An 18587-nucleotide genomic window follows, 5' to 3' on the forward strand; every position below is an offset into this window, starting at 1 on the left:
CCGGCGGTCCCATGGCGAACCGGCCGGTCCACTTCATCTGGCTGCTGGACTGCTCCTATTCCATGCAGGGCGAGAAGATCGGACAGCTCAACTACGCGATCCGGGAGGCCGTTCCCGAGATGCGGTCGGTGGCGCACGACAACCCGGCGGCCCAACTCCTGCTGCGGACGCTGACGTTCTCCACGGAGGCGCGGTGGCATCACAAGGACCCGGTACCGGTGGACGACTTCACCTGGCAGGACGTCCAGGTCGACGGCATGACCAACCTGGGTGAGGCGCTGGAGGTGGTCTCCCGGGAGTTCCAGACCCCGCCGATGCCGCAGCGGGCCCTGAAGCCGGTGCTGGCGCTGGTCTCCGACGGGGTGCCGACCGACGACTGGAAGTCGGGCCTGCGGGCGCTGGACGCCACCCCGTGGGGCAGGAAGGCCGTGCGGGTGGCCATCGCGATCGGGGCGGACGCGGACCGCGGCGTGCTCCAGGAGTTCCTGGGCAACCCCGAGCTCCAGCCGCTGGACGCCAACAGCCCCAAGCAGTTGGCGGCGGCGATCCGCTGGGCCTCGACCGCCGCGGTCAAGGCAGCGTCCCAGCCGGTGGCGGCCCCCACCGACGCCACGGTGAAGCAACCGCCCTACGCGCCGCCGCAGTTGGACGACGACGATGACGACGTCTGGTGAGCGCTCCTGAACGGCCGCTGTGGGAGACGCTCGAACACAGCGTGCAGGGGGTCAACAAGCAGATCAACCAGGACTGGTACGTCACCGAGGGGTCCGGGTCCCAGGCCGATCCGCTGATCCTCGCGGTGGCGGACGGCCATGGTTCGGCGGCGCACGCCCGCAGCCATATCGGGGCGCGGTGCGCGGTGGACCTGTTCGCCGTCCAGGCCCGCAGGTTCGCCGAACTGGCGCGCTCCGAGGGCCCGGAGGGGCCGACGCACAGCCTGAGCTGGCTGATGAACTACGCGCGCAACGAGCTGCCCCGGCAGTTGGTGGCCGCCTGGCAGGAGCAGGTGCTCGCGCACTGGGACCGCTACCCGGAGACGGTGAACCCGGCGGCCGAGCCACCGCACAAGGGGCGGAAGCTGCTGCTGTACGGGGCGACGCTGGTCGGTGCGGTGCTCACCCCGCAGGTGTTCGCGGCCTGGCAGCTCGGCGACGGTGAGCTGACGGTGATCGGGGCCGACGGGGCGATCGCGCTGCCGCTGGCCCCCGTGGAGGCGGATCTCGGCGACGAGACGGAGTCCCTGTGCAGCCGGCAGGCCTGGAAGATGGTCCGGGTGCACTGGGCGCCGGTCGTCGCTCGGGACCGCACCCCGCGGCTGGTCGCCCTGTCCACCGACGGGCTCTCCAAGAGCTTCGCCTCCGACGAGGGCTTCGCCCAGTTCATGGCCGGGCTCGAACAGCGCCTCGCGAAGGACGGCGGCCCCGACGACGTACGCGACGCCCTGCCCGGGTGGCTGGCCGAGGCGGCCCGCTACTCCGGCGACGACACGACCCTGGTCGCCGCCCGGCGACCCGGCCCCGACGCGGCGGACCACGGCGCCGCGGCAGACAGACCACGGAGTGACGCATGACCGGCATGCTCGACGGAGGAACGCTCCTCACCGCTGACGACGGGGAGTCCGTCCGCGTCATCGACATGCTCGGCGCCGGCGGTCAGGGGGAGGTGTACCGGGTGGCGACCGCGTCCGGCGAACGCGCCCTGAAGTGGTACTACCCGTCCTGTGCGACGCCCGAGCAGTCCGACATCGTCAGGGAGTTGGTCACCCGGGACTTCGACGACGACCGGTTCCTGTGGCCGACGGCGTACGTACCGTCGGGGACAGGCAGCGCGTTCGGCTATCTTATGGACCTGCGGCCGGACCGGTTCAAGGGGCTGCCCGACCTCTTCCGCCGCAGGATGCGGACCACGCCGCGCGCTCTGCTGGCCGCCGCGCTCTACACGGTGGAGGCCTACCAGGCCCTGCACTCGCGGGGGATCGCCTACCGGGACATCTCCTGGGGCAACATCTTCTTCGACCCGGCCACCGGCGACGTCCTGGTCTGCGACAACGACAACGCCGTGGTCGAGGGGGACGCCACCGGCATCTCGGGGACCATGGAGTTCATGGCGCCCGAGCTGGTGCGCGGCGAGCAGGGGGCCAGGCCCGGCACCCAGTCCGACCTCCACTCGCTGTCGGTGCTGCTGTTCATGCTGCTGATGAACCATCACCCGCTGAAGGGCAAGCGGGAGTTGGAGATTCACTGCCTGGACGAGGCGGCGGAGAAGCGGCTGTACGGGAAGCAGCCGCTGTTCGTCTTCGACCCCGCCGACCAGGCGAACGCCCCCGACCCCGTCGAGCAGTCCACCGTCCTGCACACCTGGGCGGCGGCTCCCCCGGTGCTCCAGGACCTGTTCACGCACAACTTCACCGTGGGCCTGCACCAGCCGACCGCCCGGGTGCGGGAGTCGCAGTGGCGGGACGCCCTGCGCTCGGTCCTGGACGCCATCGTGGACTGCGCCGACTGCGGCCGCCAGAACATGACGCAGCCCGCCGCGACCACGGCGGGGACGTGCTGGTCCTGCGGCAGCTCGCTGATCCTGCCGCCCCGGCTGAGCATCATCACGCCGCTGCCCCGCTCCGAGCGCCATGTCCGGCTGCGGCGGGACGCCCGGGTGCACGAGCACCACCTGGCGCCGGAGCCGTCCCGGCACGACTACAGCGACGCCACGCTGGTGGCGGAGCTGACCGAACACCCGAGCAGACCCGGGAAGTTCGGGCTGGCCAACCGGTCGTCGACCACCTGGACGGGGACGCGTTCCGACGGCACCTCGCAGGAGATCGCCCCGGGCCAGACGGTCCCGCTCCGGGCGGGCCTGCGGCTCGACCTCGGCGGGGCGCAGGCGGCGGTCCACGCGAAGTAGCCCCGGGGTGAACGCACTTCAGCCGCCGCGGATCATCGACATCAGCAGCTCATGCGTCTCCTCGTCGGCGGCGGCCACCAGCCCGTGGCCGCCGCCACCGCCCAAGGCGCCCTCGCCGACCGGGGCGCCGTCGACCCCGGTGACCACGCACCCCGCTGCCCGGCACAGCGCGATACCGGCGGCGAAGTGCACGCTCCCGGAGAGGTCGCCGCCGTCGGTGACGTACGCGGCGCGCTTCCCGGCCGCGACCCAGGCCAGCGCGAGGGTCGTGGAGACGACGCGCGGCCGGAAGTGTCCGGCGAACCGGGGTTGGGCCAGGAGCTCCACGGCCCGGAACCCCGGCGCGCCCGGGAACGGCGGATCGAGGTTGACGTCCACCAGCCGGGTGGCGGAGGTGGGTGCCAGCAGCGCGTCACCGGCACCCTCCCGCCGTACGTGGGCGGTCTCCCCGTCGGTGAAGTAGACCTCCCCGGCGAACGGGTCGGCCACCGCCGCCGCCCCACCGCGCAGCGCCACGTTGACGGCGACCAGGAGGTTGCCGACGGCGTAGTTCAGCGTGCCGCACAGGGGGTCCACCAGCCACTGGCGTACGGCCTCGGCAGGACCGGCCCCCTGCTGCCCGCCCTCCTCGCCCAGCACCGCGTCACCGGGCCGGGCGGCGCGGAGGACCTCCAGGATGGCCTTCTCGGCCTCCACATCGGCGGCGGTGGCGAAGTCCCCCGCCCCTTTGTCGATACGGTCGAGCCGCCGCCCGTACAGGGAGCGGACCACCTCGGCACCGGCCCGCGCGCCCGCTGTCGCGACGTCGACATCGGCAAGCACCATCTCAGAGCCCCACCAGCCGGCCGATCTCCTGGGCCAGGGCGATCCCGCCGCTGCCCGCCGCGAGCCCCACCGTCAGCGTCTCCAGCGCCTGCCGGATCCGCCCCTGGTCGGCGGGGCGCCCCTCCTCCCCCGCCCGGACCAGCTCACCGCGCACGATCTCCGCCTGCGCCGCGAGCTCCGGCCGCACCGCCTCCTGGCGGACGAGCTGGACGAGGTCGGCGGCCAGCTTCAGCGCCTCGGCCGGGGGTGTGCCGTAGGTGACCTCGATCTTTCCGTGGTCGCCGAAGTTGCTCGGTCCTGAGATGTCGCCGTGGAAGTTGTACGTGCTCATGTCGCTCCTGGTGATCGGCGGGTGCGGGCTCAAGGCGCCAGGCTCAAGGCGTTGGGCCCAAGGCGTCCGGCTCAAGGCGTCCGGCTCAGGGCATGGGGCTCAGAGCGTGGGGCTCATGGGGTGGGGCCTGCGGCCGCCGGGGCCTGGGCTCCCTGCCCGTAAGCGGCGGAGATCTGGCCGTTGTTGCCGATGTTGGCGGGTCCGGTGATGTCGCCGGAGATGTTGTACGTCTGGGTGTTGATGACCTGCTGGGCCTGGTCGAAGGAGCTGGTGTCCACGTTGTGGTCCTTCAGGAACCGCTCGGTCGCGATGAGCACGCCCTGCTGGAGCCGGTGCAGGAAGTCCTGCGAGTCGGTGCGCTCGGAGTGGCCCAACTGGTCCCAGGAGGCGACCCGTTCCCGCAGGCTGTCCGTGGTGCCGTAGTCGTACAGCGCGTGCTTCTTGGTGATCTCCTTGCGCGCCTTCTCCAGCTCGCGGGCGCGCCGCTTGTGCTCGGCGTTGCGGCGGCCGATCCGCCCGGGGGCGCCAACCAGCCCGGACCAGGTGTGCGAGGTGGCGAACCGGACCAGGCTCCACCAGCGTTCGAACCCGTCGCGCGGGAGGTAGTCCGCGCCGTAGTAGCGGGCGTGCAGCGGCGGGATGCAGTAGGCCGCGACCTCCCAGGAGAGGCTGGGGTGCTGGAGCCGGGCCCGCAGGTGCATGGAGACGATGACCCGGCCGCCCTCGCCGACCCGCTCCAGGCTGAGATAGGTCCGCATCCCCGCGCCGGGCTTCAGCAGCCCCGCCTTGACGAACGGCGACGGGATCTCGCTCTTGGGCGGCCGCAGCCGGTCGGGCAGCACGTCGTCACCGAGGTAGAAGACCTGGGGGCCGAGCACGTAGAGCCGGTTCTGTGGCCGCAGCCCTTCGAGACCGGCGAGATTGCCCAACTCCCGCGCCAGGTACGTGTGGAGGTCGACGGCATCGAAGGGGACCAGGGTCGCCTTGCCGCCGCCGGGGGCGTCGGCGGGGCGGCTGATGTCGATCGGCTGCCAGACCGTCTCCTTGATCTTGTCCCCGCTGCCGACGAACGGATTGTGCCGCTCGGCGCTCTGCGTGTACGGCACCATGTTCGGGCGCCGCAGCCCGCGCAGCCGCCGCTCGGCCTCGTCCGCCATCTCGGGCGCGAGATCCTGGGGGCGGACGGCGAAGTAGCGCACGGCGACGGCATCGGCGCGGGCCTGGGTCTCGGCCCGGTGCACCAGCCACCAGGCGCAGCCGACCACGAGCAGCAGCACGGCGAAGGCCGCCTCCGCCAGGCCGGGCGCACCGCTCACCAGGCCGCCGATCACGCTCAGCACGGCGAGCCACCACACCGCGCAGAGCCAGGCCAGCCTGCGGTCGCGCAGGTCGGTCCGCCGGGTCGCGCGGCTCGCGTGGCGGGCCAGGGCCAGCAGGTTCACCCCGAGCGGCAGGCCGGTCGCGGTGAGACGGTCCCCCGAGAGCTCCTGGTGCGCGTACCGGGCGAACGCGTCGTCCAGGTGCACCGACGAGCAGAGCAGTCTGGTGGTCGCGTCCTTGTCGTACGTGGGCAGATTGGGCACCTGCCGCATCGCTTCCCCCCTTCCGGCGCGCCCGGTCCGGCGCGCCCCCCCCCACAGTCTTCTACACAACGGCCTCTCGCACGTCGCGGATCGTTCCTGAGGCCAGCACCTGACGCAGCGTAGGGACGGTGGCCCCGTCCTTGATAACGTCGCCCCCGCGGCCGTGGACTTCTCCCCCGACCCGGTCGCGTGTGGGTGGAGCGGGGACCCGGTCGCGGCAGGACGAAGAGGGCCGACAATTGAGCCTTGCACAGGTGCACCACATCTCCGCCGCGCCGGGGGACGCGGAGCAGACGGGCCGGTTCACGGCGGTCGGTCCGGGGGTGTCGGCGGCGCTGCTCGCGGAGCTGGAGCCGCTGATCGGCTACGCGCTCCCCGACGGAGCTTCGCACCGCCCCGCCGACGCCGAACTCCGCTCGCTGCCACAGGCGTTCACGTACGCGGCCCTGTCCGACGGCAGCCGTCTCGTCGGCCGTACGGCTCCGGCGCGCGGCGACGGCACGGCACCGGTCCGCTTCCACACGCACGCGGTGCACCTGCCCCCGGGCGTCCCGCTGCCCGGCGACCGGCTGCCGGTGGAGGCGTGGCGCTCGCCGCACTGGGTCTCCGCGACGCCGGCCGGCGGCGGCCCTCTGTCCGACCCGCTCGGCATGCTGCCGCCGGGCCCCGCGCCCGTACGGGAGGGGCTCGACGACTTCGCCGTGTCGCGCGGTCCGTGGCTGGCGGCCGTCCTCGCCGATCTGCGCCGGGCGAGCGAGGAGAAGGCCCCTGCGGGCGGGCCGGTGGTGCTGGTGGAGAGGCAGAGCGCGGATGTGGCGCGCTGGCTGGGACTGGCGGCGGTGACCCTGCCGAGGGAGAGCGTGGAGCGGCTGACGTTCACCACGTACACGCGGACGCCGGGGAGTTCGCCGCTACGCGTGGTGGGGGCGCCGCCCGAGGACGCGGCGGCGGCGCGGGGGTCGGGGCTGCGGGTCCACGTGTGCGCGGACCGGCCCCCGGTGGACGGCGCGCCGGACACGTGGGCGCGGACGGCGGCGCGGGTGTGGCGGAGCCGGGCGCCGGAGCTGTTCGAGGAGGCGCGCGGGCTGCCCGGGGACCCGTTCGCGGCCGGTCCGTTGGCGGTGATCGCGCTGTGCGCGGGGGTCGCGCTGGGGCCCGAGGAGCGTGCGGCGGCGGCCGGTTGGGCGGCGGAGCGGCCGTACGCGCTGGACGCGAAGCGGACCGGCCAGTTGGTGGAGGCGCTGACGTCGCCGGGGATCGATGACCGTACGGGCTCCGAATTCGACGCGGTGGGGCGGCTGTTCGGCGCGCTGGACGGGCGGTGTCCGGCCTCGGTCACGGCGCCGCTCGCCGCGATGCTGGTGACGGAGGCGGTGCGGGGCGGCAACGGTTCGCTGGAACTGCCGCGCCGGGACGCGTTCACGGGCCCGGAAGGGGAGGCGATCGCGGGGGTGCTGGGCCCGGAGATCCTGGCGGAGCTGGAGAGCGGTGCGGGCGGGGCGCGCCCGGTGGCACGGACCGTACAACTCCTGCGCGTGGCACGTCTGCTGGGCGTGAACGGTACGGAGGTGCTGCCGGCGGTCGTGGACCGGCTGGCCCGGACGCTCCTGACGGAGGCGGACGGGAGCGAAGGGGCACCTGCCTTCGCCCCGGCGCTCCTGGAGTTGCTGGACGAGCAGTTCGACGTACGGACGGCGTTGCTGGGCGCGCTGGACCGGATCGCGCCGGAGGACCCCGGGGCGGTGGCCCGGTTCCTGGAGCGGGTGGCGCTGCCGTTCACCGGTACGCAGGCCCTGCCGCATCTGAGGATGTGCGCCGAGGCACCGGGGGCGATGACGACCCTCGGCCGGGACCGGTCGGCGGTCTGGCACCGGGTCCTGCGGGCGGCCGGCCTCTCCCCCTTCGCCGAGCCCCTGGTCCTGCGTACGGCGGTGGGCCTGGTCTGGGAGGACCGGGCGCCGACGGTGGAGGAGGCCCGGCTGCTGCTGGAGGCGGCGACCTCGGACGCGCACCGGGCGGCTGGGACGTGGGCCCGCCTGGTCGACGCGGCGCTCGGCGCGCCGGCGGACTCGGAGGACGGCACCGCGCTCGCCCACGACCTGCTGCGGGCCTTCCCGCAGGAGATCGGCGGCCGGGAGCGGGCCGCGCTCCAGCTCCTCGAACTCTGCCGCGACCTGCGCTCGGGCGCACCGGAGCCCGGCTGGACGGAGCAGGTCCGCACCCTGCGCGACCGGGCCGCCCCCCTCGAACCGGCAGTCCAGGAGCGGGCGTTCACGGCCCTGACCGAACGCCTCCTGGCCCCGGACCGCCCGGGCGCGGAGCTGTACGCCTTCGTCCGGAGCGACGACGCCGACCTGATCGCCGCCTACGACCGCGCGGCCCGCGCCGAGCCGACCCGCACCCGCCTCCGTACCCACCCCGCCTACGCGGCCGACTGCTTCACCAACTGGACCGCCCACCCCCACGCGGGCACCGCCTGGACGACGACGGCGGCCGCCCTCCTGGACGAGGTGCTGCGCCCTGCGGTGCGCGGGATGACGGCGGAGGCCGTGGCGGAGGTGGAGGAGACGGTGGGCCGCACGGGCAGCAGTGGCCGGGCGAACGCCTTCCGCGACTGGAACCGCTCGCGCGCGCTGGGCCGGCTGGGGCGGCGGATCGCGGGGAAGGTACGGCGGGGCTGATCCGGACCGTCGATCTCGGCCGCGCGCATCGCCCCTGCATACGTTCCACTTCGCGATCCGTGCCGCCGCCCCAGGGCTTCCGCCAGGTGCTGCCTACCGCGGCATCCGTACCGGGGCGCAGTTGTCTTATCCTACGTAATGCGCCGGCGGATCTTCGGGCGGTGGGAGAGCGCTGGGTGCTCTCCGCGGGGTAGAAGGTGGGCGCGTCTGCCGGTCGCCGGTGCTGTGGAGCAGCCTCGGGCGGTATCGCATGGAGAGGCTGTGGCAAGTGAAGGAGTGTCTGCTGTGACGCGCTCGGAGGACAGCGAGCTCACCATTCCCTCGGCTGGGATGGACGAGGTGTTCACAGCCGACCCGAACATCGGCCGGGAACTGGCCCGGGTGGACTGGTCGGCGACGCCGCTGGGAGAGCCGCAGGACTGGCCGCAGAGTCTGCGGACGGCCGTGAGCATTCTGTTGTCGTCGAAGTTCGCCATGTGGATGGCGTGGGGACCGGAGCTGACGTTCTTCTGCAACGAGGCCTACCGGCGCGACACCCTGGGCCAGAAGTACCCCTGGGCGCTCGGCCGGCCCTCCGCCATGGTGTGGTCGGAGATCTGGGACGACATCGCCTCTCGGGTCGACACCGTCCTGAACAGCGGCGAGGCCACCTGGGACGAGGGACTGCAGCTGTTCCTGGAGCGCTCCGGCTACACCGAGGAGAGCTACCACACCTTCTCCTACAGTCCCCTGCGCGACGAGGGCGGCGTCGTGGTCGGCCTGCTGTGCGTGGTCAGCGAGGACACCAAGCGGGTCATCGGCGATCGCCGGATGGCGACCCTGCGCGACCTGGGCTCCGACCCCAGCGTCATCCGCACCGAGCAGCAGATGCTCGACTTCGCCGGGAAGCAGTTGAGTCGTAACCCGTATGACCTGCCCTTCACCCTGACCTATCTGTTCCAGGACGACGGGAGTGCCCGTCGCGCCTCGACAACCGGGTTCGGGGCCGCTCATCCCGCCGCGCCGGACATCCTTCCCGCGGGCTCCGCCCCGTGCTGGCCCGCCGACATCCCTGCGCGGGGCGAATCCGTGCTGGTGTCCCTGGACGGCGAGCCGTTCACGGACCTGCCCGCCGGGGCTTGGGAGCAGGCGCCGGTTCAGGCACTGGTCGTGCCCCTGCTGCAGCAGGGGGGAACGCCGTACGGATTCATGGTGGCGGGTCTGAACCGTTTCCTTGCCCTGGACGAGGACTACCAGGGCTTCCTGGACCTGGTCGCCGGACACATGGCCGCCGGCGTCGCGAGCGCCCGCAGCTACCAGGCACAGCAGCGCCGCGCCGAGGAGCTGGCGGAGCTGGACCGGGCCAAAACGGCGTTCTTCTCCAACATCAGCCACGAGTTCCGCACCCCGCTGACCTTGATCATGGGGCCGGTCCAGGAACTGCGGGAACAGCTCGCCGACGCGGAGCCGCGCGTGCGCGAGGAGCTGGAGGCCGTACACCGCAACGGTCTGCGGCTGGGCAAGCTGGTCAACACGCTGCTGGACTTCTCCCGCATCGAGGCGGGCCGGATGCAGGCGAGCTACGAGCCGGTCGACCTGGCCTCGGTCACCGGCGCGCTGGCCAGCGTGTTCCGTTCCGCCGTCGAAAACGCCGGCCTGGACTTCCGTGTCGACTGCGAACCCCTGCCTGAGCCGGTGTACGTCGATCGCGGTATGTGGGAGAAGGTGGTCCTCAACCTGCTCAGCAACGCGCTGAAATTCACCTTCGACGGCTCGATCCGGATCAGCACGGGCGTCCAGGACGACGGGGCCGTGGTGCGGATCACCGACACCGGGATCGGTGTGGCAGCCGAGGAGATGCCCCGGCTGTTCGAGCGGTTCCACCGTATCGAGAACGCCCGCTCCCGCTCCAACGAGGGGAGCGGCATCGGCCTGGCGCTGGTGAAGGAACTGGTCGACCTGCACGGCGGAGTCATCACGGCGGTCTCCGCCGTGGGCGAGGGCACCGGCTTCACCATCCGTCTGCCTTTCGGCTCCGCCCACCTGCCCGCCGACGCCGTCCGCACCACAGCGGGCGATGACGACACCTCTCCCGGCACCGCCGCCCCCTTCGTCCAGGAGGCCCTGCGCTGGCTGCCGAGCGGGCAGACCGGTGTGCCGGCCGGCGAACCGCACGGAGTGCCGCAAGCTGTCGGCGAGGGGCCTGCGCCCCGCCTGTCGGCTCAGGCGCGGGTACTGATCGCCGACGACAACGCCGACATGCGCGAGTACCTCAGCCGGCTGCTGCGCGGCGCCGGCTACCAGGTCGACGCGGTCGACGACGGACAGCGGGCTCTCGAAGCCATTCGCGCGGAGGCCCCCGATCTGGTGGTCAGCGACGTCATGATGCCCCGCCTGAACGGCCTGTCCCTGGTGCGAGCGCTGCGCACCGACTCGCGTACCGCCTCGGTGCCGGTGGTGCTGCTGTCGGCCCGCGCGGGGCAGGAGGCGTCCATCGAGGGTCTGCGGGCGGGCGCGGACGACTACCTCGTCAAACCGTTCGCCGCCGCCGAACTCCTGGCCCGCGTCGAGGCCAACGTGCGACTGGCCCGGCTGCGCAACCACCACGCCCGGTGGCGCACCGCCCTGATCGACTCGCTCCAGGAGGCGTTCTTCGTCTGTGACGAGGACGGCGCGGTCATCGAGATCAACAGCTCCTTCACCGGCATCCTCGGATACGGCCCCGAGAATCTGCCCTACCAGCCGGTACACCCGTGGTGGCCGGATGGAGCCACCGACCCCGACGCCCACCGCCAGGTTGCCGAGGCCTTCGCCACGCTGACCGGCCAGGAACGCGGTAGCTACACCATTCCCGTCACCCACCGCGACGGACATCGCCTGTGGGTGACGGCCACCTTCAACCAGGTCCAGGACCCCGACACCGGCCGCAAGGTGATCGTCGGAACCTTCCGCGACGTGAGCGCCGAGCACTACGCCATCCAGCGCGAAACCGCTCTGGCCTCTCTGAGCACGCGCCTGTCCCAGGCCCCCAGCCTGGCCGATGCACTCGAAGGTTCTCTCGGGGAACTGAAGAAGCTGTGGCGCGCCGAACAGGTGACGGCTGTGGTCTTCGGTGCCCATGACCAGCCTGCCCTCACCGGCACCGACACCGGCCTCGTCTGGCAGGACCTGCCCGTCGAACGCCGCCGGATGCTCACCGGTCTGCGTGAACAGCCCGCGCTGACCGCCGTTCCGGGCCAGGGCGAGGCCACTGTCGTCCTGGAACACCCCCAAGGCACCATGGCCTTGTGGATCGCCCTGGGCGAGCCGCGCCCCTTCACCGGCGAGGACCAGCTCCTGCTGTCCCTGCTGGCCGGCCACCTGGCCCAGGGCCTGGCCCGCGCCCACCAGATCGACCAGCAGCGCGAGACCGCCATCGCGCTGCAGCGAGCCATCCTCGGCCCGTCCCGGCTCCCGGACGGCTTCGCCGTGCGCTACGAGCCGGCCACCCGTCCCCTGGAGGTCGGCGGCGACTGGTACGACACCGTCGCCCTGCCCGACGGCCGCATCGGCATCGTCGTCGGCGACTGCGTCGGCCGCGGCCTGGAGGCGGCCTCCGTCATGGGGCAGTTGCGCAGCGCCTGCCGCGCCCTGCTGCTCCAGGATGCCGGTCCCGCCCGGGCGCTCATGGCCCTGGACCAGTTCGCCGTCGGTGTCCCCGGCGCGATGTGCACCACCGTCTTCTGCGGAGTTCTCGACACCCGGACCGGGCAACTCACCTACTCCAGCGCGGGACATCCCCCCGGCATTCTCGTCCAGCCCGACGGCACCACCAGGCTTCTCGAGGACGGACGCTCCCTCCCCCTGGCCGTGCGGCCCGACCGGCCGCGGCCCGAGGGCAACTGCACCATTTCCGCCCGTTCCACCCTGCTGCTGTACACCGACGGACTGGTCGAACGCCGCCGCCGTCCGCTCAGCGCGGGCATCGACCGGGCCGGCGAGGCCCTTCAGGACGGCCGGAACACCGCGGTCGACGATCTCGCCAGCGACGTGATGTCCCGGCTGGCTCCCGACGGCGGCTACGACGACGACGTCGCCCTGCTGCTCTACCGTCACCCGGCTCCGCTGGAGATCTCCTTCCCGGCGGAATCAGGCCAGCTCGCTCCCGTCCGGAAAGCTCTGCGCGGCTGGCTCGAACAGTGCGACCTGCCGCCGCGCACCGCGCAGAGCGTCCTGGTGGCAGCGGGAGAAGCCTGTGCCAACGCCATCGAACACGGACACCGCGACGCCCCCGGCGACACCGTCTACTTCCGCGCCGAGGCGTCCGTCGACAACCTGCGCCTGACCATCGCCGACACCGGCCGGTGGAAAGTGCCCCAGCCCGAGCTCAACGCCCACCGCGGCCGCGGTATGGGGCTGATGCGTGCCCTGATGCAGCAGGTCACCGTCACACAAGGACCGGCCGGTACCACCGTCGACATGCACACGAGGATCGCCTGATGACTACGCCCCTGACCCTCACTGCCGGTCGGCGGCCGGACGGCACCACCGTGCTGACCGCGGTCGGTGAGATCGACATGAGCAACGCCCAGAGCCTGGCGGCCGCCCTCGACGACGCACCCGGCCCCCTCGTCCTGGACCTGAGCGACGTCGAGTACCTCGACAGCGCCGGCCTGAGCGTCCTGTTCCCGCACGCCGAACGCCTCGAACTCATCGCCAACCCGGTCCTGGAGCCCGTACTGAGCATCTCCGGACTCACCGACCTGACCACACACCACTGAGGACCGCACCGTCCCTGCCTGCAGAGACCGACCCATATCCTGGGCGTCACGGAGAACCCATGTGGAGGAAACCGAAGTGTTCACGGTAGACGTCAGGCGGGACACACGAGGAGTGGTGTTCGCTCTGCGCGGGGACCTCGACTTCCACAGCGTGGTGCAGCTGTACGAGGCCGGCGAGGAGGAACTGGGCACCGGCAGGGTGACAGGGGCCGTGGTGATCGACTGCGCCCACCTGGCCTACTGCGACTCCACCGGCATCAGCGCCCTGCTGAAGCTGTACCACCAGATGTCCGCGCAGGACGGGGTTCTGTGCCTGGCCTCCGTGACCGACAACCTCAACCGCCTGTTCGAACTGACCGGGCTGAAGCAGATCTTCTGTCTGCACACCGACGCGGAAGAGGCCCTCAACGCCCACCTGCATGTTCCCGGAGCCGTTGCGGCCGGCGCCGACAGCGCGGCACGGACCGGCACGGAGCACGGCAGATGACGGGCACACCGGACCAGCAGGCACGCCCGCCTGCCCAGGCGGGCGCGGTGCCGCCGGCCCGCACCGCCGCAGCCGGTGGCGGCGGGGATGACGATCTCCGGTCGTTGTTCGGGCAGTCGATGGCCTTGTTCGCCTCCATGGCCGGGCCGGCCCACCTGCTGGAGGCGGCGAACCCGGCGTTCTTCGCGGCGATCGGCGGAATCGAGCGCACCCGTACCGGCGTGCCGCTGGGACAGCTCATGCCGGAACTGGTCGAGCAGGGCTTCATCGCTCTGCTCGACCGTGTCTTCCGCACAGGTGAGGCCTACACCGGCCGGGACGCCCGCGTGATGCTGGGCGAGGGAGCGGATGCCCGCGAGGCGTTCTTCGACTTCACCTACGAGCCTCGTCTGGACTCCGGCGGCAACGTCATGGGCGTGCGGATGATCGGGGTGGAGACCACCCAGGTCAAACAAGCGCAGCGGCTGACGGCCGAGCACCGGGCCCTGCTGGAGCAGATCGCCCGCCAGGCCCCTCTCTCCGAGGTGCTCGAAGGCATGGCACGGGCGATCGAGGATCTCACTCCTGAGGAAGTGCTGGTGTCGGTACTGCTCGCCGACGCCGACGGCCGACACCTGCGCCACGGCGCCGCACCGAGCCTGCCCGACTTCTACAACCAGGCCATCGACGGTATCGCCACAGGGGAGGGCGTCGGCTCCTGCGGCACCGCCGCGCACCGCCGCCGGCCGGTGATCGTCTCCGATATCGCCACCGACCCGTTCTGGGACGACTTTCGCGACCTGGCCGACAAGGCCGGTGTCGCCGCCTGCTGGTCCACCCCGATCCTGGCCCGCGACGGTTCGCTGCTGGGCACCTTCGCGATGTATCACCGCGTCCCGCGCGTCGCGCGGGAGGCCGACCTCGCCCTCGCCCGGGTCTTCGCCGGCACCGCTGCCCTGGCCATCGAACGCCACCAGGCCGAACAGGCGTATCAGGCGGCCGAAGCCCGCGAGAAGACCGCCCGCGACGACCTGGCCTTCCTCCTGAACGCCAGCACCCTCCTGAGTACCGACCTCGATGTCGCCCAGACCCTCAACCGCCTGGCTCAGGCCTGCAGCCCGCGCCTGGCACCGCTGTGCGCGGTCGATGTCATCGAGGGTGGCCGGGTCCGCCGTGTGGCCACCGCCGCCCCCGACCGGTGGCAGCAGGATCTGCTCGCCGGCCACGCCCCTGTCTACGACGACACCGACGACGCCGTCGCACGCGTCCTGGCCTCCGGCGTGACCGAAGTGGCCCGGCGGACCCCTACCGGCCCCGGCCCCTGGCACGATCTGGGCGTCACCGGTTATCTGTGCATCCCCCTGCTCGACCGGGACAGCGTCGTCGGCACCGTGACGCTGCTGTCCACCGACGGGTACACCTTCGACGGACACACCGTCGCCCTGGCCGAGGAGCTCGCCGGACGCGCCGCCCTGGCCGCGCGCAACGCCCGCCAGTACACCCACCGCGCGGTCCTCGCCCGCGATCTTCAGGCAGGGCTCCTCCTGCCGGAACTGCCCTGCGTGCCCGGCACCGAGGTGGCCACCTACTACCACCCCGCCGGTGAGGGACTCGACGTCGGCGGCGACTTCTACGACGTCTTCCCCCTGCCCGACGGCCGATGGGCGTTCCTGCTCGGCGACGTCTGCGGCCGCGGCGCCATCGCCGCGACCACCACCGCCCTGGTACGCCACACCGCCCGCGCCGTCGCCCCTCTCGTCCCTGGTCCCCAAGAGGTCGTCGAAGCGGTCAACCAGGCCCTGTGCAACCGGCCCGTCGGACACGGCACCGGATTCGTCACCCTCGTCTACGGCCGGATCACCCCCACCGACGACGGCCTCGACATCGAACTCGTCCGCGCCGGCCACACCCTCCCTCTCCATCTGGACGCCCATGGCACCGTCCGCGCTGTCGACGCGCCAGGCGTCCTGCTGGGCATCGGGCCCCAGACCCATCTCACCGCCCGCAACCTGCGTCTGCGCCCGAACGAGAGCCTGGTGCTCTACACCGACGGCATCACCGAGGCCCGCCGCCACGACAACGACCTCTTCGGCGACCAGCGCCTCGCCGAGGCCTTGGCGGACGCACCGGCGAGACCTACCGCCCAACACCTGATCGACACCGTCACCCACGCCGTGCACGCCTTCACCGGAGGCCACGGCATCGACGACGACCAGGCCATCCTCGTCCTGACCGCCACCGGATGACCCCCACGGTCCGTCAGCACGCCGATCTACGGCTCCACCCGCCCCGCGAAGAGGCGCGCACCACCTGGACCGGACCGCAGGGACCGCGGCCGGAGCCGCCGACTAGAATCGGCTTCCATGTCGAAGCCTGACGAGTTGCTCGTTGATGTGGCCGCCCTGGTGGAGTCCGGGCACAGCAACCAGATGTCGCTGACCGTCGTCGCCGGAGGTGCCGTCATCACCGGCCGGCTGGCTCCCGAGGCCGTCTGGCGGCAGCGGGTGTCGGAGGTCCTGGCGGACTCGGCCCGGCTGGGCGAGTTCGCCGCAGCCTTCACCGCCACCGCGCGCGTGGAAGGCCCGCCCACGCATCTGCACTTCCACGTGGCGCGGATCCTGCAAGGCTCGGTGGGGATCCCCGAGACGGGCGGGATGTACCGCGTGGCGATCGAGGACGTCAGCGCCTGGACGATGGGCGACTTCAGCTACTCCGACCACTGACCCCACGCGCGACCGCGTTCGTCACAGCAGGTCCAGCTCCACCCGAACGGTCTTGCCCGGCTGCGGTACGCGGTCGAGAACCGCCCACCGGTCCGCCAGCGCGTCCACGATCAGCAGGCCGCGCCCGCTGTCGTCACCGTCGGCCGGTACGGCGATCTCGCCGGGCCCCGGAGGCCGGCACTCGCCCCGGGTGTCGGACACCTCGATCCGCAGCACCCCGAGGATCTCCCGGTCGCCGGGCGTGTGCGTCAGGCGCAGCTCGAAGTCGCGTCCGGGGACCCGCCCATGGGTCACCGCGTTGGCCGTCAGCTCCCCGATGATCAGCGCCGCCGACTCCGAGGCGTCACTGAGGTACGGGATGCCCCAGGTGTGCAGCTGGTAGAGGCCGACGCGACGGGCGAGCCGGGCACCGCGCGGATTCGAGCTGAACTGCCGCCTGAACACACGTACGGTTACGGCGGGTTGGATCTTCGCAGGTGCTTCCATGCCCCCAGATTCCGGGCCCGAGGCCTCCTTCACCAGGTCAGCAACCCGTACGCTGAGTCAGCGTACGGGCGCAAAGGGTAGACAGTACGAATCACGTTCCGTGAGCATGGACGGGTTGGCGAACCAGGACAGGCGCACGGGGAGGTGGCCGTACATGACGCACGGCACGGATGGCATCGACAGCACGTACGGGACCTTCGGCAACGACGGCGCGATCCGCCCTGGATCCGAACCGCACTACAACCTCAAGATGTTCGGAGAAATCGTCAAGACCTTCCGCAAGCGGGCCCGGCTGACGCAGGAGGAGCTCGCTCCGCTCGTCGGGTACTCACTGGAGACCATCGCCTCCATCGAACAGGGCCGCCGCCTCCCGCCGCCGGACTTCGCGGAGCGGGCGGACAGCATTCTCGACGCTTTCGGCGTGATTCTGGCGGCGGCGAAGCATCTGACGCGACGGAAGGGGCTGGCGAGCTGGTTCCGGCAGTGGGCGCTGCTGGAGTTGGGGGCGCTGAGCCTGTACACGTACGAGTGCCGTTTGATTCCGGGCCTGTTGCAGACACCGGCGTACGCGCGGACGCTGTTCACGGACCAGTTGCCGCCGCTCGGCGACGAGCAGATCGAGGCACAGCTCACGGCCCGACTGGAGCGCCAGGAACTCCTGCGGAACCGCCCCAACACCGCGTTCACCTTCATCCTCGAAGAGCACCTGTTCCTGCGCCAGTTGGGCGGCGAGGAGGTCACCAGGGAGCTGATCGACCACATTCTCGACCTGTCCGAGCTGGGCAACGTGGACATCCAGATCATGCCGCTGGTACGGCATCACCACGCAGGGCTGGACGGACCGATGCAACTGCTGGAGACACAGGACCACCAGTGGTTGGGCTACTTGGAGGGACAGGAGCACGGACAGTTCATCTCCGACCCCAAGGTGATCAGCGCACTCCAGATGCGGTGTGCCAGTATGCGTTCACAGGCTCACTCGTTGGACGAATCCAAGAGCCTGATGCGGCGTATGCGAGGAGCGAGATGAGCACCACAGACCTGGCCTGGTTCAAGAGCAGCTACAGCGGCGGCTCCGGCGACTCCTGCGTGGAAGTCGCCCTGGAATGGCACAAGTCGAGCTACAGCGGCGGCTCCGGTGACGACTGCGTCGAGGTCGCCGCCTGCCCCTCCACCGTCCACGTCCGCGACTCCAAGCTGGACGAGAGCCCGCAGCTCGCCCTCACCCCGACCACCTGGACGCACTTCCTCGCGTACGCCTCCCAGGGCTGATCCCTGCGGCTCCCGGACAGGGAAGCATGACGCGAGCGCGCCGGGGCACCCGTCACGCATGGGTATGGTCGGGAACCGTCGGTTCGAAGCTGTTCGGCGACACTGGGCGCGTAAGCGGGGTCACGCGCGTCTGCTCGATCGTCTGGAGTGGACGGCCTGTCCGCCCTCGGCCGGGACCAGCGAGCATCATCTGCTCCTGGTCCACCACCGCAAAGTGATCGGTGAGTTCTCCTACCGGCTCTGCGACCGTTGCCCGGCCGGTCAGATGACCACCACGCGTGTTCCCCTGTCCCTGTCCGAGGGACGGGTGGTGCGCCGGGCCATGTCGCATCTACGTTTCCGGCACCCCGACCGGTCCTGGCTGCCCCAGCCCGCCGTGGCCGGGACCGGCACGGTACGCCGTCGGTATCTGGCGGACAGCCGCTTCTGCGAGGGCCACGACGCGGCGGGCTACTCCCTCCCCGCGTCCACCTCCTTCGCCTCGGAGCTGTCCTCCAGGGCCGCCGCGAAGGTCACCGCGACGGCGGTAGCTCCGGCGCGGTAGATGGCCACCGCAACAACAGCGCGTCGCCCCGGCGGC

The 18587-nt window shown here is 71.7% G+C and carries 16 protein-coding genes; 12 read left to right on the forward strand and 4 right to left on the reverse strand.

From position 1 onward, the window contains the following. Positions 1–11: 11 nt before the first annotated feature. The 3 genes from ACFWRT_RS09195 to ACFWRT_RS09205 are packed head-to-tail and all read left to right on the forward strand — an operon-like array spanning position 12 to position 2901. Positions 12–674: a vWA domain-containing protein gene (locus ACFWRT_RS09195; protein WP_380951670.1), complete on the forward strand. Its 663-nt coding sequence runs from the start codon at positions 12–14 to the stop codon at positions 672–674. After that, positions 671–1570 carry a protein phosphatase 2C domain-containing protein gene (locus tag ACFWRT_RS09200; RefSeq protein ID WP_380951610.1) on the forward strand — a complete coding sequence of 300 codons (900 nt, stop codon included), beginning with the start codon at positions 671–673 and terminating at the stop codon, positions 1568–1570. The genes ACFWRT_RS09195 and ACFWRT_RS09200 overlap by 4 nt, the downstream gene beginning before the upstream one ends. Beyond that, a complete protein-coding gene (locus tag ACFWRT_RS09205; protein WP_380951611.1) occupies positions 1567–2901 on the forward strand; it encodes a protein kinase domain-containing protein in 1335 nt (444 codons plus the stop codon). Before ACFWRT_RS09200 ends, ACFWRT_RS09205 begins: the two co-directional genes overlap by 4 nt. 18 nt (positions 2902–2919) lie before the next feature. Here the strand turns inward: ACFWRT_RS09205 and ACFWRT_RS09210 are convergent, their stop codons facing one another. From ACFWRT_RS09210 to ACFWRT_RS09220, 3 genes are all read right to left on the reverse strand, one after another. After that, entirely contained in the window at positions 2920–3726 is an 807-nt protein-coding gene (locus ACFWRT_RS09210; RefSeq protein WP_381121249.1) for an inositol monophosphatase family protein, read from the reverse strand. 1 nt (position 3727) lies between these two features. Further along, positions 3728–4057 (reverse strand): hypothetical protein, encoded by a 330-nt coding sequence (locus ACFWRT_RS09215; RefSeq protein WP_380951613.1) that lies wholly within the window; start codon positions 4055–4057, stop codon positions 3728–3730. A gap of 113 nt (positions 4058–4170) precedes the next feature. After that, positions 4171–5649, reverse strand: a complete 1479-nt coding sequence (locus tag ACFWRT_RS09220; RefSeq protein WP_380951614.1) for a hypothetical protein — start codon at positions 5647–5649, stop codon at positions 4171–4173. Positions 5650–5879: 230 nt separating this feature from the next. Between ACFWRT_RS09220 and ACFWRT_RS09225 the strand changes: the two genes are divergently transcribed. The 6 genes from ACFWRT_RS09225 to ACFWRT_RS09250 all read left to right on the forward strand — a co-directional run bounded on the left by ACFWRT_RS09225 (position 5880) and on the right by ACFWRT_RS09250 (position 16249). Beyond that, positions 5880–8321 (forward strand): GTPase-associated protein 1-related protein, encoded by a 2442-nt coding sequence (locus ACFWRT_RS09225; protein WP_380951615.1) that lies wholly within the window; start codon positions 5880–5882, stop codon positions 8319–8321. A gap of 285 nt (positions 8322–8606) precedes the next feature. After that, positions 8607–12779, forward strand: a complete 4173-nt coding sequence (locus ACFWRT_RS09230) for a SpoIIE family protein phosphatase (RefSeq protein WP_380951616.1) — start codon at positions 8607–8609, stop codon at positions 12777–12779. Then, positions 12779–13060: an STAS domain-containing protein gene (locus tag ACFWRT_RS09235; RefSeq protein WP_380951617.1), complete on the forward strand. Its 282-nt coding sequence runs from the start codon at positions 12779–12781 to the stop codon at positions 13058–13060. Before ACFWRT_RS09230 ends, ACFWRT_RS09235 begins: the two co-directional genes overlap by 1 nt. A 76-nt stretch (positions 13061–13136) precedes the next feature. Then, positions 13137–13547 (forward strand): STAS domain-containing protein, encoded by a 411-nt coding sequence (locus ACFWRT_RS09240; protein ID WP_380951618.1) that lies wholly within the window; start codon positions 13137–13139, stop codon positions 13545–13547. Continuing rightward, the gene (locus tag ACFWRT_RS09245) at positions 13544–15772 is read left to right on the forward strand and encodes a SpoIIE family protein phosphatase (protein ID WP_380951619.1); all 2229 of its coding nucleotides are present in this window, start codon (positions 13544–13546) and stop codon (positions 15770–15772) included. The genes ACFWRT_RS09240 and ACFWRT_RS09245 overlap by 4 nt, the downstream gene beginning before the upstream one ends. Before the next feature lie 117 nt (positions 15773–15889). Further along, positions 15890–16249 carry a hypothetical protein gene (locus ACFWRT_RS09250; RefSeq protein ID WP_380951620.1) on the forward strand — a complete coding sequence of 120 codons (360 nt, stop codon included), beginning with the start codon at positions 15890–15892 and terminating at the stop codon, positions 16247–16249. A gap of 21 nt (positions 16250–16270) precedes the next feature. Here the strand turns inward: ACFWRT_RS09250 and ACFWRT_RS09255 are convergent, their stop codons facing one another. Beyond that, positions 16271–16735 carry an ATP-binding protein gene (locus ACFWRT_RS09255; RefSeq protein ID WP_380951621.1) on the reverse strand — a complete coding sequence of 155 codons (465 nt, stop codon included), beginning with the start codon at positions 16733–16735 and terminating at the stop codon, positions 16271–16273. Between the two features lie 154 nt (positions 16736–16889). On the opposite strand from ACFWRT_RS09255, the gene ACFWRT_RS09260 reads away from it, so the two are divergent. From ACFWRT_RS09260 to ACFWRT_RS09270, 3 genes are all read left to right on the forward strand, one after another. Then, positions 16890–17765, forward strand: coding sequence for a helix-turn-helix domain-containing protein (locus ACFWRT_RS09260; RefSeq protein ID WP_380951622.1), 876 nt, complete (start codon positions 16890–16892; stop codon positions 17763–17765). Then, a complete protein-coding gene (locus tag ACFWRT_RS09265) occupies positions 17762–18007 on the forward strand; it encodes a DUF397 domain-containing protein (protein WP_380951623.1) in 246 nt (81 codons plus the stop codon). Before ACFWRT_RS09260 ends, ACFWRT_RS09265 begins: the two co-directional genes overlap by 4 nt. Positions 18008–18329: 322 nt before the next feature. Continuing rightward, positions 18330–18551 carry a hypothetical protein gene (locus ACFWRT_RS09270; RefSeq protein ID WP_380951624.1) on the forward strand — a complete coding sequence of 74 codons (222 nt, stop codon included), beginning with the start codon at positions 18330–18332 and terminating at the stop codon, positions 18549–18551. Positions 18552–18587: the final 36 nt, after the last annotated feature.

Origin of the sequence: Streptomyces cyaneofuscatus (assembly GCF_042718795.1) — a bacterium.
In the GTDB taxonomy this organism is placed as follows: domain Bacteria; phylum Actinomycetota; class Actinomycetes; order Streptomycetales; family Streptomycetaceae; genus Streptomyces; species Streptomyces cyaneofuscatus_A.

Excerpts from the sequence above, each read along its gene's own strand:
- ACFWRT_RS09195 (WP_380951670.1), top strand. The coding sequence starts at position 12 with ATGGCGAACCGGCCGGTCCACTTCATCTGGCTGCTGGACTGCTCCTAT.
- ACFWRT_RS09205 (WP_380951611.1), top strand. The coding sequence starts at position 1,567 with ATGACCGGCATGCTCGACGGAGGAACGCTCCTCACCGCTGACGACGGG.
- ACFWRT_RS09210 (WP_381121249.1), bottom strand. The coding sequence starts at position 3,726 with ATGGTGCTTGCCGATGTCGACGTCGCGACAGCGGGCGCGCGGGCCGGT.
- ACFWRT_RS09215 (WP_380951613.1), bottom strand. The coding sequence starts at position 4,057 with ATGAGCACGTACAACTTCCACGGCGACATCTCAGGACCGAGCAACTTC.
- ACFWRT_RS09220 (WP_380951614.1), bottom strand. The coding sequence starts at position 5,649 with ATGCGGCAGGTGCCCAATCTGCCCACGTACGACAAGGACGCGACCACC.
- ACFWRT_RS09235 (WP_380951617.1), top strand. The coding sequence starts at position 12,779 with ATGACTACGCCCCTGACCCTCACTGCCGGTCGGCGGCCGGACGGCACC.
- ACFWRT_RS09245 (WP_380951619.1), top strand. The coding sequence starts at position 13,544 with ATGACGGGCACACCGGACCAGCAGGCACGCCCGCCTGCCCAGGCGGGC.
- ACFWRT_RS09250 (WP_380951620.1), top strand. The coding sequence starts at position 15,890 with ATGTCGAAGCCTGACGAGTTGCTCGTTGATGTGGCCGCCCTGGTGGAG.
- ACFWRT_RS09255 (WP_380951621.1), bottom strand. The coding sequence starts at position 16,735 with ATGGAAGCACCTGCGAAGATCCAACCCGCCGTAACCGTACGTGTGTTC.
- ACFWRT_RS09260 (WP_380951622.1), top strand. The coding sequence starts at position 16,890 with ATGACGCACGGCACGGATGGCATCGACAGCACGTACGGGACCTTCGGC.
- ACFWRT_RS09265 (WP_380951623.1), top strand. The coding sequence starts at position 17,762 with ATGAGCACCACAGACCTGGCCTGGTTCAAGAGCAGCTACAGCGGCGGC.
- ACFWRT_RS09270 (WP_380951624.1), top strand. The coding sequence starts at position 18,330 with ATGTCGCATCTACGTTTCCGGCACCCCGACCGGTCCTGGCTGCCCCAG.